Genomic DNA, 14,978 nt, shown 5'->3' with positions numbered 1-14,978 from the left:
GCAACTTTTAGTGTCATTAAGACTTTAAATGGACAGGGATGGCTTATTCAGAGCTAAAAGCCGCAGCCTTTTGCATTTGGTAATACTTGCCCTTTCTAGCCATGAGATCCTGATGGTTACCATGCTCCACGATGTCACCATCCACCAAGACTAGAATCAGATCCGCATCCTGAATAGTAGACAAGCGGTGGGCAATGATAAAACTTGTTCGTCCCTTCATGAGTTTGGCAAAGGCATCCTGTACCAGCACCTCTGTCCGCGTATCGATGGAGGAAGTCGCCTCGTCTAAGATAAGAATCTTTGGAATGGCTAGAAAGACACGGGCAATAGTCAAGAGCTGAGCCTGACCGACAGAGAGAGATTCACCCGCATTTTCCAGTTTGGTATCATAGCCCTTCGGCAGTTGTTGGATAAAGAAGTCTGCATTGGCTGCTTTGGCAGCAGCAATCACCTGCTCCCGACTGGCTTCAGGATTGCCAAAGGCAATATTGTCATGAATGGTCCCTTGCTTGAGCCAAGTTTCCTGTAACACCATGCCAAACTGCTGTCTCAATGATGCTCGGGTATAGTCATAAATGGAACGACCATCTAGAAAGATATCTCCCGAGTTAATGGGATAAAAACGCATGAGGAGATTGATGAGGGTTGATTTGCCAGCACCTGTAGGACCAACGATGGCCACCTTGCTACCAGCAGGAATGTCAATGGATAAATCCTTAATCAAGACCTTCTCAGGATGATAGCCAAAAGAAACATGTTTAAAGGAAATAGCCCCCTTGACTTGGTCACTGGTCAAGACTTCCTTACCTGTTTCAGCCACCTCAGGACTCTCTAAGACAGCATAGACACGTTCTGTACAAGCGAGAGCACTTTGCAATTCGGCTAGAACTGAAGAAATATCGTTAAAGGGCTTGGTGTACTGTTGAACATAGTTCAAAAAAGTCACTAAACGCCCAATGGTCAAGGTCGATCCCATCATGATACGATAAGCTCCTACTCCAGCTAGAAGGGCGTAAATGAGTGCATTGACAAATCGAGTCGAAGGATTGACCGTTGAAGAATAAAAGATAGCTGACTGAGAATAGCCTGCGTAGTTGGCATTAGCCCCATGCAGTCTTTGGATAAACTCTGTCTGAGCATTAAAGGACTGGATAATGGTCTGCTGGCTAAGCGATTCTTCAATCAACTGTGTCTGAATCCCCCTTGTCTCTGTTTGCTTTTGGAAGAGATGATAGGAGCGTCTGGCAATAAAGCGTGAGATTACCATAGACAGTGGCGTCAACAGCAAGACCAAAAGAGTCATGAGGAGATGAATTTGAAGCATGGCTAGAATACTAACCAAAATCATCAAGACACCAATGAAAAATTGGTTAAAAATCATGGTCAAGCCAGCTGCCAACTGTTCTATATCCGTGGTTACACGACTAACCATCTCCCCACTACCTTGCCTATCTACAAAGGCAATCGGTAAACGATGAAGTTTATGGATGATTCGCTCTCGCAAGTCTCTGGTATAAGAGAAGATTAAGCGATTATAGAGGAGAGGATTGGCCCACTGTACAAGGGTATTTCCTATGACTACCAAAACCATCTGAATGAAAATCTGCCAAAAAACTGGTGAAGAACCAGCCACCAGAACTTGGTCAATGACCTGCCCAATCAGGATAGGTAGGTAAATTGATAAGCCAACTTGGGCAATAGTTCCTAGAAAGGCTAGGAAAAGGAGGAAGGGATGGCTTGCTAAATCTTTTGCCAAACGTTTGAGCGTCTGGTTTGCAGTTTGTCGTCTCATACTAGTCCTCCTTACCATGTTGGGATGCATTGATTTCGCGAAAAACTTGACTGGATTTCATCAAGTCCTCGTGCTTGCCGGTAGCTAGGAGTTCTCCTTTTTCCAAGAGGAGAATCTGGTCAGCCATCTGTAAAGTCGATGTTCTTTGAGAAATCAAAATTAAGCTCGTATTTGGCAGATTTTCTCGAATTGCTTTCAAGAGCTTGGACTCGGTAATGGTGTCCAGTGCCGAGGTTGCATCATCTAGGATGAGAAATGGAGTTCGGCGCAAGACTGCGCGAGCAATAGACAGCCTTTGTTTTTGACCGCCCGAGAAATTTCGCCCTCCTTCCTCAACTAGGGCATCCAAGAGTCCTTCCTTTTCACTGACAAAATCCTTTGCTTGCGCAATTTCCAAGGCCTGCCAAAGTTCTTGGTCCGTTACTTCGTGATTGAAACCTAGAGTCAAGTTGGAACGAATGCTTCCCTTAAAGAGTTCGACTTTTTGGGGCACATAGGCAATCCATGATCTCCACTGCTCCAAATTAAGAGGACTACGTCCATCTCGATAAAGGTCAATGCTCCCCTTATCTGCTGGATAAAGTCCAAGGATGAGTTGCACCAAACTTGATTTACCAGAACCCGTTCCCCCAATGATACCAAGAATTTGCCCTTGAGTCATATCAAAGGAAATGTCTCTCAGAGAAGGCTGGGCCGCATCAGGATAGATAAAGGTCAGTTCTTGAACTTGTAAAACCTGATCACTGGTAGCTTGCTTTTGTTCTAATTTTGAATGGATATCCTCTGGAGCCTCAGCAAAGACTTCCTCGATTCGCTTAGCTGAAATATAGGACTGGTTGAGAGAATTGATCAGCATGGCTAGCTTGACCAATTCCACCAAGATCTGTAGGAGATAGTTGATAAGGGCAATGAGAGCACCTTGACTTAGCAATCCTCCTTGAATAGAAACATATCCCTGCCAGATGATAACAAGGAGAGTTCCATTTACAATCAGATAGGTCAGGGGTGTTAATAAACTGGACCAGAAACCTGTCTTTTCTTGTAATCTAGCATAAACTTGGTTAAGAGTTTGAAAAATCTGTAACTCTCGTTTTTCTTGTCCAAAAGCACGAATAACCCGCATTCCTTGTAATTGCTGGCGTGTTTCCTGAACCAGTTGATCCGTTTTCTTTCTGAGACTGCTATAGAGAGGATTGACCAACCGAGAAAGGCCTACAATGACGATGGTCAAAATGACAACCATGACCAAGAACCAAAGAGTCAGCTCAGCTGAGATTCGATAGGCCATAAAAATGGCTCCAAAAACGATAATAGGCGCTCGTAAAAAGAGACGCAGGAATTGATTGATACCAGTCTGAATCTGGTAGGTATCCGAAATCAAGCGAGTGACCAAGCTAGAAGTGGTCAAACGATCTCTGCTGTCCTTTGGCAAGGAAAGAATATGACGATAGAGGTCGTTTGTCAATTCCTTGGCAAAACCCACCGCAGCCTTAGCTGAGTAGAACTGGGCTATTAAGGCCACTACAACACCAATTACTGCAAAGATAAGGAGCAAACCAATCTGCATCCAGAGATGACCTTGATTTTTCTGGGGCAAGGATTGGTCAACAATCCCAGCAATCACCATGGGAACCAAGAGCTCAAACACAGCTTCTAGTAACTTGAACAAGGGTGCTAAAATTGATTCCTTGATGTAGGGTTTAAAGTAAGATAATAGGTGTTTCATAAATCCCTTCTATTCGTATTCTGGAAATGAAGAAAGTGGGAAGCACCCACCCTCTCTGTTTTATTTGTTTAAGTAAGGCAGTAGATAGCCATATCCTGCTTCTTCCATCTCATCCTTGGATACAAAACGCAAGGATGCAGAATTAATACAGTAACGAAGTCCACCTAACTCCCGAGGGCCATCTGTGAAAACATGACCCAAGTGAGCATTCCCCGATCGAGAACGAACCTCAATTCGCTCCATTCCATGGCTCATGTCCTTGTAATAATGAATCAACTCCTTAGAAATCGGACGACTAAAACTTGGCCAACCACAACCTGAGGCAAACTTATCCTTGGCAAAAAAGAGTGGCTCACTCGTCGTAATGTCTACATAAATCCCTTCTTCAAAGGTTTGGTCATAGGCATTGGTAAATGGAGCCTCTGTAGCAGCTTCTTGGGTGACACGATAGGACTCTTCAGTTAAGCTTTCCTTTAACACTTCTTGACTAGGCTTTTCATAGTTAGAGGCATCAATCAACGGCTTCTCAGCATCGGTCACATCGATATGACAGTAACCTGAAGGATTCTTCTTAAGATAGTCTTGGTGGTAATCTTCAGCCAGAATGTAGTGGCGAAGTTTCTCCACCTCTACTGCAATCTTTCGCCCAATCATGCGCTCCTGCTCCTGCACCACTGTGTAGATAGCTGGCAAATCAGCTTCATCTTGGTAATAAATTCCGGTCCGATACTGACGTCCACGGTCATTCCCTTGTTGATTGACTGATAATGGATCAATAACACGGAAATAATAGAGTAAAATTTCTCTAAGTGAAACTGCCTTCTCATCATAAATCACTTGAACCGTTTCTGCATGGTCTGTTTCCTTGAGCAACTGGTAATTGGTCGTTTCGACTTGCCCATTAGCGTAGCCAACACTGGTTGCTGATACTCCAGAAATGCGTGAAAAATATTCCTCTAGACCCCAAAAACAACCACCTGCTAGATAAATTTCTGCCATCTTTATTTCTCCTTTATCAAGTTTTTAACTAGACTTCTTTTCAAAAAAAGGATAGGAAGCCCTCTGGTCGAGAGTTTCCCAATCCTATCTTCTATTCATTATTTTGCTTCTACACGGACACCTTGGGTATCAACCTTCAAATCATGCAGTTTTCCTTTGAAGGGGTGCTTTTCCAGTTCTGCCTTAATCGTTGGCATCTTGTCATGAGAAGCCAAGACCATAACTGTCGGCCCGGCACCAGATAGATAGGTTGCATAGGCACCATTTTCTTTGGCTACTTGCTTAATCGTCGCAAATTCTCTCACCAAGTCCTGACGATAGCGCTCGTGGAAGAGGTCTCCCTCGATTGCTTGCCCAGCGGTCACCATGTCTCCTGCCAACAAGGCAGCAACAGCCACATTGGCGATAGAACTAGCTGCAACAGCTTCCTTGTAGGACAATTTCTTAGGCAAGACGCCACGGCTATCTCGAGTACGCAATTCATAGTTTGGAATGTAGGCTAAGAAATCACACTCTGGGAAGTCTGCTACGATAGCAGAAACTTGTCCATCAACAGAGCTTGCAATAACGAGATTACCATAAATGGCCGGAGCTACATTGTCAGGATGTCCTTCAATCTTGGTCGCCAACTGCAATTTTTCATGGTCAGACAAGTTGAGATTCCCCAGTTGGTTGGCTAGTTCAATCCCAGCAACTATAACCGAGCTAGAAGAACCCAAACCACGCGCCAAGGGAACATCACTGGTCATTTTCAAGCGTCTTGGTTGCAAGTCTGGTACAATTTGTAAAGCAATTTTTAGTAAGAGATTACGCTCGTCATGAGGAATCCATTTGCCAATCTGGTGTTCAATCAACCACTCTTCTCGTTCTTCGCAGACCTCAATTTGAAGATACTTGGTTACAGCTACACCGACCGAGTCAAAACCTGGCCCGATATTGGCACTGGTTGCAGGTACAATAATCTTCATCTTATTCTCCTAGCACCTTGAAGGTATTCAAGAGGTCGAATTCTGAAACCTTCTTCAATTCAGCTGAGACATTTTCAAGCTGGGCTTTATTAATCTTGTGTGTAATGATCACGACACGCGCCTTGTCACCTTCTTTTCCATCTTGAAGGATTTGCTTGAAGGAAATATCTTGGGCATTAAAGATTTCAGCCAACTTCAAGACCTGACCTTTTGAGTCTGGAGCCAAGATTGAGAAGTAGTAGTTTGCTTTGACATCTTCAGGATTTGCCAAGACCAAGTCACGGCTGTATTCGTTGAAGTCTTTGCCAATGGTACCATCATTCAGGCGACGAACGATACGGACAATATCTGCTACAACACTTGTTGCAGTTGGTTTTTGACCAGCACCTGGTCCGTAGTACATAGACTCGCCGATACCGATAGATTCTACAAAAACAGCGTTCATTACGCCATTCACACTGGCAAGTGGATGTGCTATAGGTAGGAAGGTTGGAGTTACTTCTGCAGCAATTCCTGAAGGAGTTTCCTCGATAGAACCAACCAATTTCACTACATAACCAAGGTCTTGGGCTACAGCTACATCTTCTGGTGTGATGTTACGGATTCCCTTGTGGGCTACGTCGTCAAAGGCAACCTTCATACCAAAGGCAAATTGGCTCAAAATCACCATCTTGTAGGCTGCATCAATCCCATCTACGTCATTTGTCGGGTCACTTTCTGCAAAACCTAGTCTTTGTGCTTCCACAAGAGCATCATCGTAAGACCAGCCTTCTTCCACCATCTTGGTCATCATGAAGTTGGAAGTTCCGTTGACTACTCCAAGCACGCGCGTGATTTTATCAGAAGCCAAGGAATTTGCTAAAGTACGAAGAATTGGAATACCACCAGCTACTGCTGCTTCGTAGTAAAGTGCTACCTTATTAGCTTGAGCGATTTCTAACAATTCTGCACCATGGACAGCCAAAAGGTCCTTGTTAGCTGTAACAACGTGTTTCTCAGCTTCCAAGGCACGAGTGATAAAGGTTTTAGCAGGTTCGATACGTCCCATCAATTCCACTACGATCGTAATGTCTTGATCTGACAAAATGTCATCCACATTGGTTACAAAGTTAAAGTTATTCCCTGCTGCAAGCAAGCGATTTTTCTCATCTTCATCCTTGACCAACACCTTAGCAACTTCAATCTCTGAATGTGCTGATTGATTGATTTTTTCTCCATTTTCCTTTAGGAGGAAGGGCACACCACTTGCAACGGTACCAAATCCTAGTAAAGCAATTTTAACTGTCATGTTTGTCTCCTCGAAATTTTCTAATATAGCCATTATAACAGAATTTTGTGAAAATTCCTATTATAGTAAATCACTATTTCAATCTAGAAAAGAAAAAACGAATCAGACGATTCGCTCTCCTTAAAATCTAGAAATAGCTTTCCAGAAATGATTATCCAATCTTTTGCAGATTAAGTACTGCATCGTGATTCATCAAGACTTGACCATACTCTTGCAAGACCGAGCGACTGATGTCACTATCGTCCGCAAACTCGCGCATACGAGCCAAAAGCCACGCTGGATATGGACTTGGATGATTTTCAATATCCACTAAAATGGTCAAATAATAGCGCTCGTTCATCTTGTAGAGTTCAGAAGTTTCCATCTCAAAAGTCACTGTCTTGGCAAAAGCCACCAAGTCAGCCAACTTAGCAAAAGAAAGGATATAGTAGATGTAAGGTTCTTTCTTGTTCTCAGCTTCTTGTTCAGCCTGCTCCTGCTCTTCTTCCTTGGCTTCGACTTGCTCTAGAGATTGAATCGCTTCGATATCATCCTTAGTTTTGTCCGCGATACTTTTTTCCAAGGTTTTGATAAATTCATCAGGCGACATTTGAGCCAATTCTTCCATATCTGGTAAATCCGATAAGTCTTCAAAATCTAGATTTTGGTCAATCTTTGATTTGGTTACAAAGACATCAACCTTATCAGGTTTTGGAGTCACACGGAAGCTCAACATACCTGTATCCAAAAAGCTCTCAGGCATCTCTAACTCATCCAAGATAGCATAAAAGAACTCTTCTGTTTTTTCTTGAGGAACGAGAAAGTCAGCAATCTCCATGCCTCGATCCATCAAATCCTCTAAAGACATCGTGATTTTCAAAGTTGTATCACTAATTTGTTTCATTTTCATTGCTAGTAACCTCATACTTTCAGTTCTATCTATTATACTAGATTTTTACGATTTTATCAAAAGAATGAAGCGAGAATGTGATATAATACTAGAGACCATTTTACAATACAAGAAAGAAAGTACAATGAAAAATATAAAAGTTAATGCACTGGCTAGCTTACTAGTCAATGTTCTCAATATCGTTTTTCCTCTGATAACCAATCCTTATCTGACGCGGATTCTCAGCAAATCCAACTACGGTTATTTCAATACCGCCAATACCTGGGCTAGCTTTGTCATTCCTTTAGCCGCATTTGGAATCTATAACTACGGAATTCGAGCTATCAGTAAGGTCAAGGACGACAAAGATAAGATTAATTATGTCTTCTCCAAGTTATTCTATATATCTGTAATTACTTCTGTCCTTACAACAAGTATCTATTTTTTGTTTATTTACCTAGATAATAGTATTGAAAATTTGAAAGAACTCTACTATATACTTGGTGTCCAGGCTCTCTTCCAATTCCTTTATATCGAGTGGATGAACGAGGCTTATGAAAACTATGCCTTCATCCTTTACAAGACATTGATTATTCGGATTGCCATGCTGGTTGCTATCTTTACCTTTGTTAAAACTGCAGATGATATCGTTCCTTATGCCATCGTCATGAGTGCGACAACTATCCTCAACTACCTGCTCAGTTTTCTTTGGATCAAGAGAGAAGTTTCCTTTGTCAAAATTGGTCTCATGGAATTAATCAAAGCATCTAAGCCACTCTTGACCATGTTGCTTCTAGCTAATGCCAATATGCTCTACACCTTACTTGATAGAATGTTTATCACCAAAGGACCTGATGAAAACTACATTTCTTATTATACCATTGCTTCTAGCATCGTCATGTTGATTGCCAGTGTCCTGAGTGGAGCTATCAACGTCAGTATTCCACGTCTCGGCTACTATCTCGGTAAGAAAGACTACGAATCTTATAAAAATCTTCTAAACCAAGGAGCCGCCCTCTTTTATTTTCTTATCATTCCAACCAGTATTGGGATGATGGTATTAGGAAACTACGCTGCAGTCATCTACTCTTCTGAAAAATACCTTGAAGCTGGTATTGTGACTAGTGTCTTCGCCTTTCGAACTATCATTTGGGCTATTGAGTTGATTCTCGGTAAACAAATTATCTTCATCAACGACCACGAAAATCGTTTAACAGCCTTTTACTTTATTGGTGGCGGAGCTAATATCCTACTCAACAGTCTCTTGTATTTCAATAATATTTTTGCACCAGAGTACTACATTGCTACTACTATTATTGCAGAAACTGTAGTTGTTCTACTGGAAATTTACTTTATCAAGAAGCATCATCTGCTTGACTTAAAAGAAATATTTACTACTTTAACACGCTATACTATTGTATCGCTCGGATTCATTCCAATTTATTTCACTTTTAAATTTCTTTTCCAAATCAACTCTTATACAGTCAACCTCAATATGATACTCATGGTACTCTTGACTGTTGCGACTTGCGGTATCTATTATCTCTTGACGCTATTTCTTACCAAAGATAAAACACTCCACTATGCACTCAATCTTGCACTTGCTAAGATTAAAAGAAATTAAAAGAATCCCCTGCTAATAGACTATTCTACTAGCAGGGGATTTTCTCATTATTCCTTTTCTTTCTTGTCGGAACTACTTGACTCTATAAATGAGTCCTCTTTTTGTTTTTCTGAATTAGAAGAGTTCATTTCTTTTTGTTTTTCTTGTTTATCTTCCTTATTCATATTTTCTAATTTATCAGTCAAAGTAGACGTTTCCTGTTTGTTTGTAGATTGATTTGGCTTCTTATCAACAGTAACTACTTGTTTCCATACACCTTCTTCATTAACTTTATAACCATCAGGTGTTGTTGCATTCTTCAATAAAGAACCATCAGCTTGGAAATAGTACCAATGACCATCAAGCTGTTTCCAACCTGTCTGCATAGCTCCTGTTGAATCAAAGTAATATTGATCACCATTGACTTTTTGAAGGCCAACCAACATAATACCATCTTCAGGATTTAGATAATACCAGACGCCTTTGTCTTTTATCCAACCAGTTTTCATGGCTCCATTTGATTCAAAGTAACGGTAATGATTATCAAACCATTTCCAGCCAGTCTGCATGGCACCAGATGCACTAAAGTAATATTGCTTGCCATCTACTTGATTGAGTCCAACCAACATAGCGCCTTCCTTAGATTCAAGATAATACCACATATCATGATCTTTTAGCCAACCAGTTTGGAGTGCACCAGATGAGGCGTAATAATGCCAGACATCATTTGACCACTGCCAGCCAACTTGCATGTTACCTGAGGATTTAAAGAAATAGGTTTTTCCATCAATCGCTTTAGATCCTACGGCCATGATACCTGTTTCTGGATCCAAATAATACCATGATTCTTTATCTTTCAACCAACCAGTTTTCATAGCACCTGAGTTCGTATAGAAGTACCAGCTATTGTCTTGCCACTTCCAGCCAGTCTGCATGGCACCACTAGCATTCAAATAGTAACGAATACCCTTTATATCTTGTCTGCCAGTTAACATGATGCCATCTTTATCCAGATAATACCATGTTTCCTGATCCTTGACCCAGCCAGTTTTCATAGCTCCAGAACTTGCAAAATAGTTCCAGTGACCATCAACAAAGGCCCAGCCAGTTTGCATGACACCTTCTTGATTAAAGTAGTATGTGCTTCCATTGATATTCTTTTTACCGACAGTCTTTAGACCATCCTCATCATAGAAATACCAAGCTGAATCAATCTTTTGCCAAGTTGAAGGCTTACCTGAAATTTGTAGTACGCCACTTTCGCTAAAGAACATCTTCTTACCATTAAAAACTTGGTGTCCTGTCAGCATCTTACCATCTGCCGCAAAAAGGTATTTTTTCCCTCCAATTTCAGAGAGCTCGCTAAATCGTCTAGCACCATTCGACTGGATATAATACCAAGAGTTATCTAGCTTGAACCATCCACCAGTTTGCATTTTACCATTTTTGTTCAGATAGTAATCATTCCCCTTGGCATTTTCTCCCCAGTCGTCATTAAGGTGAAGCCAGCGGCCTGCTTGCATTTGTCCTTTTCCATTAAAGAAGTAAGTGGCTCCGCCAATCTCTTTCCAGCCGATAGCCATTTCCCCGTCAGACAAACGATATTTCCAATAGCCATCTTCTTGATACCATTTTTCGTCAACTACTGGGATATCAGGGAAGGTATTTGAAACATTAGCAAATCCTTTATCGCTAATATCAAAAACAGTAGCGTCTTGAGTTTGGCTAGCAGCACGAAGAACCTGAATATTTTTCTTCTGAAGGTATTCTCTAGTTGAAGCAACATTAATATCTCCACCAGTTGTCTGAATAATCATTTTTGGTGATAAGTTTTCAAGGAAATTAATCGTATTTGAAATTGTCGCATCATAATGGTGGTTCCATTTCATCATATCAACCTTGCCGATAACTGGACCTAACTTATCTTCTGCTCCTTCGGCATTATCCAAATCTCCACCAAGATAGATTCTCTTTCCTGCCACAGTCACTACTGAAACAATGGAGTTGGAGTTATCATCTCGAACTTTTTTCAGATTCCCATCAGCATCATATTCATTCTTATAGTTGTAGAGCTGGATATCCATATCACCTAATTTTATATGGCTATCCTCATCTGAAATATTCTGGATAAGCGTAACTCCTCGTTTTTGAGCTGCTCTCAAAGCATTATCATAATTGAAAAGATTATCCCATAGACCCCACTTTGCTGTGATTCGATCATCTGAATATTTTTTCAAATAAAACTTACCAACCTGATAACGATTGAGTATTTCGTCTGCTCCACCAATATGATCACTATGAACATGAGTTCCTATGATAAAATCTAATTTTTTAACACCTATTTCATCTAGGTGGCGAATCAATCTATCCTCTAATACTTGATAATTTCTCATAGAAATTCCCCAACGACTTGGATAGCGTGGGTCACTCCCATCAGGAAAATCATAGTCTTCTCCCATATCAATCAAAGCATAGTGACCATTGCTTTCCAGAAGGATGGCGTCACTCCCAGATTTTGCTTTAGTATTTATGAAATGGATACGATTGCCCGAACCTGCAGAGATAGTATTTGCATCTACTCCTTGCGATAACTGAATCAGCGCTAGAAAGAATACAAGAAAACTATACCCAACTAATTTTATTAACTGTTTATTTTTCATCTTGAAAACCCCTTTATTTTAAAAGATAAGAAACTTATACTAATCAATCCAATAATTTTTATCTCCTCCTGGCACTTGTTGCTCAATGGGTGGCGGACTCATATAGTTTTCTCCAAATTCGTAGACAAGTAATTCATGGTATTTTCTAGGAACCTTGACCACAATGTTTTCATACGGCATATCAATCAAATCATAGAGCCATTCTTTTTTTATACCATCTGGATAATAGGAATCATAGATAGTACAAGTGAGATCTGTTGCTTGATCCACACTATACTTCAAAGCAAGACTCTCTAATTTTTGGTTCCATATCTGTGGGGAAGTTAAACGAAAAATAGCTGACCCCATATAACGAGGGAGATTTTTAAGTCCACCATTCTCAGACTTAATCCCTTTAAAATTCAAAGAAGAAAGACGAATGAAATATTTGTAGAGCTTCATTTTCTTCTGGTCACTTTCTTGCGTTACGACACCATCATATGGAAAGATGTCAACGCAGGTTCCCAATACGACCGTTTTATCTATAAGATTAGCATCTCGACGTGTCCTCACATCATAGACTCGCATATAACTGTAAGGATACCCCTTTGTTTCTCTGAATGAAATTAATTTGTAGTAGGGATGATTTTCATTTTTTAAAACCTTATACAGTTTTTCAAACTCATCACGCGCTAAGGAAATATCTGTATCATCATCCCAAGGTATAAATCCTTTATGGCGTACAGCTCCTAGTAATGTTCCAAAATCAATAAAATATTTGATATGATGTTGTTCACAAAGATCATGAAGATACTTCAAAATATCTAATTCTACTTGTTTGATTTCTTCAAGAGTTAAAGTTCTTTCAGACATAGGTTTTATTCTCCTAATTTTGACTATATTTTTAAACGTTTCTTAATCCCAATCCAGTTATTTAGACTTTTTAACAATCTTCCACAATTTAAAATCATGATGAGATACTCTTTGTTCAACTGGCGGCAATTGCATATAATCTCCGTAGTCTGAGGTCAAAATTTCATGATATTTTTTCGGAATAGTAAATTTCTTACCTTCAAATGTTCCAGTAGTAACTTGTTCTAGCCATTCGCGTCTCCACACTGGTTTGTTCATATCCTTGTAGATAAGATAATCCACTTCCTCATAATCTGACACTTTACGTGATTTAGCAAGTTCTTCAATTTGTGCAACGTATTTATTTGTATTTGTGAAATAAAAAATAATAACTGAAATATAGCGTATCAGTGAATTCAGAACACTTTTCGTATTGGTGATACCTTTAAATGTATAGCAACTCAATTGACGTTTCTTTATCAGCTTTGTCATCTTGTTCTTGAAATTGGCATCATTCTCGTAGCCATCTACAGGGAAAATATCTACATAAATCCCCATATTTGAATCAATACGAACATCTTCTTCTAGCAAGTAGGTATGGTTATCCTGCACTTTCATGAAGGGATAGACATAGTTGAGATTATTTTTATAAGACATCACTTCGTAACGTTCATCAGGGTTAGCAATAAGATAGTCTTGCAACTTTTCATAATCTTCTCGTAACATACAGATATCCATGTCATCATCCCAAGGAATAAAACCTTTATGACGAACCGCACCGATAAGACTGCCATAAGCTAGGAAATATTTGACACCAATTTTCTGGCAAGTTTCATGAATGTATTCCATGATTCCTAGTTCCATCTGTTGGATCTCTCTAATATCAGTTACTTCCTGATAACGAATACCTTCATCACGTTTGCAAACAACTAATCCATAACCAATAATCAACCAAAAGATAATATTAATAAAGTTAGTTGAGTACATAATCTGACTTTCAAATAATTGACCGAACAAGATGCCAAAGAAAAGAATCATAATCAACTTTTCAGAGTTCTTTTTAGAAACAATCAAATAAGTCAAAAAGCGCTTAATTATATATCCTAGTAGAAGTAGAAAGGATACTAAACCTAAAATTCCAGAACTAACAAATATCGTTACCAAAATGTTATGGAAATTTCCACCAATAAGAGAATTTTGAATCTCAAATTTACTGAAATATTTTGTGTAATAATCTGGAACATTTCTTACACCATAACCAAAAATTGGTTTCTCACTTCCCATTTTTATAGCATTTTTCCAAATATAAGTTCTGCCACTAGGTGTTGTTTCTATTAGATGAAGTTCACCTGTTTTTTTTATAACTGAAGAATCCGTTTCTGCATAAGATTGTCCTTTATTTAAGTCTAATACAGTCGCTTTCCCCGAGGATATGTAAATAGAGGTTACATAACTCAATCCGATGTTAGCAGCAGAAACAAGTAAAGCAGAAATAATAAAGATTAGAAATCGCTTAGCTAACTTGCCCCCGTTAATAAAGAAACTATAAAACCCAATCATTAACACTAAAGATAATAAAGCTCCTCTACTTTGCATGGTTGCGAAGTAAACTAATTGAATTACATTATTCAGTTTAAGATAGACAGAATATTTACTTCCTTTATGAATCAAATACATAGCCAAAATAATGCTAATGTATGAAAATATCGCACTAGCATTTGGATTAACAATCCCCCACAGACGTCCATTCATAACACCATAGTAATAAGATTGTTCGCCAATCTTAAATAGGATAAGGACTCTACTTACCAATAAACCAAACGCAAAAATTGCTGAAGAAAAAGATACAATTTGAACCGTATATGCAATCCAGTCAAATAATTTTTTAAGTTGCCCTGATTCTAACATGGTAAATAATAAAATATAGGTCACCATAAAGAGGATCTCTATCACATTTCCAATCAAATGTCCAGAGCGATTAAAAATAGCTGATAACAGATGACTTCCAGCCAATAGACCAAATAAGGACAGAAATTTGCGATCTACTGTGATCTCTTTCCACTTAAACAATAAAGTATAGCAAATATAAAGCACTACAATCGCTGACAATCCTTTATAGAGGGGATTGGCTATCTTATAAACCAGTGAACTCATACTTAAAATCGAAATAAAAACAAATAGATACGCAATCCATAGTTTTGATTTTTCAAAGTATTCATCCAATTTTGAAAAATTCATTTTCA

10 protein-coding genes are annotated in these 14,978 nt (G+C 39.4%); 1 reads left to right on the top strand and 9 read right to left on the bottom strand.

Features of this window, described 5'->3' with window-relative positions; translation table 11 throughout:
• Nucleotides 1-43 precede the first annotated feature (43 nt).
• The 6 genes from D8849_RS06015 to mecA all read right to left on the bottom strand — a co-directional run bounded on the left by D8849_RS06015 (nt 44) and on the right by mecA (nt 7,662).
• Nucleotides 44-1,792 carry an ABC transporter ATP-binding protein gene (locus D8849_RS06015; protein WP_125386507.1) on the bottom strand — a complete coding sequence of 583 codons (1,749 nt, stop codon included), beginning with the start codon at nt 1,790-1,792 and terminating at the stop codon, nt 44-46.
• Nucleotide 1,793: 1 nt separating this feature from the next.
• Nucleotides 1,794-3,518, bottom strand: coding sequence for an ABC transporter ATP-binding protein (locus tag D8849_RS06010; protein ID WP_125386506.1), 1,725 nt, complete (start codon nt 3,516-3,518; stop codon nt 1,794-1,796).
• Nucleotides 3,519-3,578: 60 nt separating this feature from the next.
• Entirely contained in the window at nt 3,579-4,517 is a 939-nt protein-coding gene (msrB, locus tag D8849_RS06005) for a peptide-methionine (R)-S-oxide reductase MsrB (protein ID WP_125386505.1), read from the bottom strand.
• A gap of 98 nt (nt 4,518-4,615) precedes the next feature.
• Nucleotides 4,616-5,485 (bottom strand): homoserine kinase, encoded by an 870-nt coding sequence (gene thrB, locus D8849_RS06000; protein WP_125386504.1) that lies wholly within the window; start codon nt 5,483-5,485, stop codon nt 4,616-4,618.
• Nucleotide 5,486: 1 nt separating this feature from the next.
• Complete coding sequence (locus D8849_RS05995) at nt 5,487-6,773, bottom strand: homoserine dehydrogenase (protein WP_125386503.1); 1,287 nt, start codon at nt 6,771-6,773, stop codon at nt 5,487-5,489.
• Nucleotides 6,774-6,924: 151 nt separating this feature from the next.
• Entirely contained in the window at nt 6,925-7,662 is a 738-nt protein-coding gene (mecA, locus tag D8849_RS05990; protein ID WP_125386502.1) for an adaptor protein MecA, read from the bottom strand.
• Between the two features lie 124 nt (nt 7,663-7,786).
• Here mecA and D8849_RS05985 point away from each other — a divergent pair, with 124 nt between their 5' ends.
• The gene (locus D8849_RS05985) at nt 7,787-9,265 is read left to right on the top strand and encodes an oligosaccharide flippase family protein (protein ID WP_061590072.1); all 1,479 of its coding nucleotides are present in this window, start codon (nt 7,787-7,789) and stop codon (nt 9,263-9,265) included.
• Nucleotides 9,266-9,312: 47 nt separating this feature from the next.
• Here D8849_RS05985 and D8849_RS05980 read toward each other — a convergent pair whose 3' ends face one another.
• Genes D8849_RS05980 through D8849_RS05970 form a run of 3 tightly spaced genes read right to left on the bottom strand, consistent with a single transcriptional unit; the run spans nt 9,313 to nt 14,973 of the window.
• Nucleotides 9,313-11,904, bottom strand: a complete 2,592-nt coding sequence (locus tag D8849_RS05980) for an MBL fold metallo-hydrolase (protein WP_125386501.1) — start codon at nt 11,902-11,904, stop codon at nt 9,313-9,315.
• Between the two features lie 39 nt (nt 11,905-11,943).
• Nucleotides 11,944-12,756: a LicD family protein gene (locus tag D8849_RS05975; protein WP_049487269.1), complete on the bottom strand. Its 813-nt coding sequence runs from the start codon at nt 12,754-12,756 to the stop codon at nt 11,944-11,946.
• Nucleotides 12,757-12,813: 57 nt separating this feature from the next.
• Nucleotides 12,814-14,973, bottom strand: a complete 2,160-nt coding sequence (locus tag D8849_RS05970; protein WP_125386500.1) for a LicD family protein — start codon at nt 14,971-14,973, stop codon at nt 12,814-12,816.
• Nucleotides 14,974-14,978: the final 5 nt, after the last annotated feature.

The organism is Streptococcus mitis (assembly GCF_003942765.1).
Lineage (GTDB): Bacteria > Bacillota > Bacilli > Lactobacillales > Streptococcaceae > Streptococcus > Streptococcus mitis_BE.
This window is presented reverse-complemented; position numbering and strand designations above follow the sequence as displayed.

Coding starts and splice junctions, on each gene's coding strand:
- D8849_RS06015 (WP_125386507.1), bottom strand. CDS start 1,792: ATGAGACGACAAACTGCAAACCAGACGCTCAAACGTTTGGCAAAAGAT.
- mecA (WP_125386502.1), bottom strand. CDS start 7,662: ATGAAAATGAAACAAATTAGTGATACAACTTTGAAAATCACGATGTCT.
- D8849_RS05970 (WP_125386500.1), bottom strand. CDS start 14,973: ATGAATTTTTCAAAATTGGATGAATACTTTGAAAAATCAAAACTATGG.
- msrB (WP_125386505.1), bottom strand. CDS start 4,517: ATGGCAGAAATTTATCTAGCAGGTGGTTGTTTTTGGGGTCTAGAGGAA.
- D8849_RS05975 (WP_049487269.1), bottom strand. CDS start 12,756: ATGTCTGAAAGAACTTTAACTCTTGAAGAAATCAAACAAGTAGAATTA.
- D8849_RS06010 (WP_125386506.1), bottom strand. CDS start 3,518: ATGAAACACCTATTATCTTACTTTAAACCCTACATCAAGGAATCAATT.
- D8849_RS05985 (WP_061590072.1), top strand. CDS start 7,787: ATGAAAAATATAAAAGTTAATGCACTGGCTAGCTTACTAGTCAATGTT.
- D8849_RS05995 (WP_125386503.1), bottom strand. CDS start 6,773: ATGACAGTTAAAATTGCTTTACTAGGATTTGGTACCGTTGCAAGTGGT.
- D8849_RS05980 (WP_125386501.1), bottom strand. CDS start 11,904: ATGAAAAATAAACAGTTAATAAAATTAGTTGGGTATAGTTTTCTTGTA.
- thrB (WP_125386504.1), bottom strand. CDS start 5,485: ATGAAGATTATTGTACCTGCAACCAGTGCCAATATCGGGCCAGGTTTT.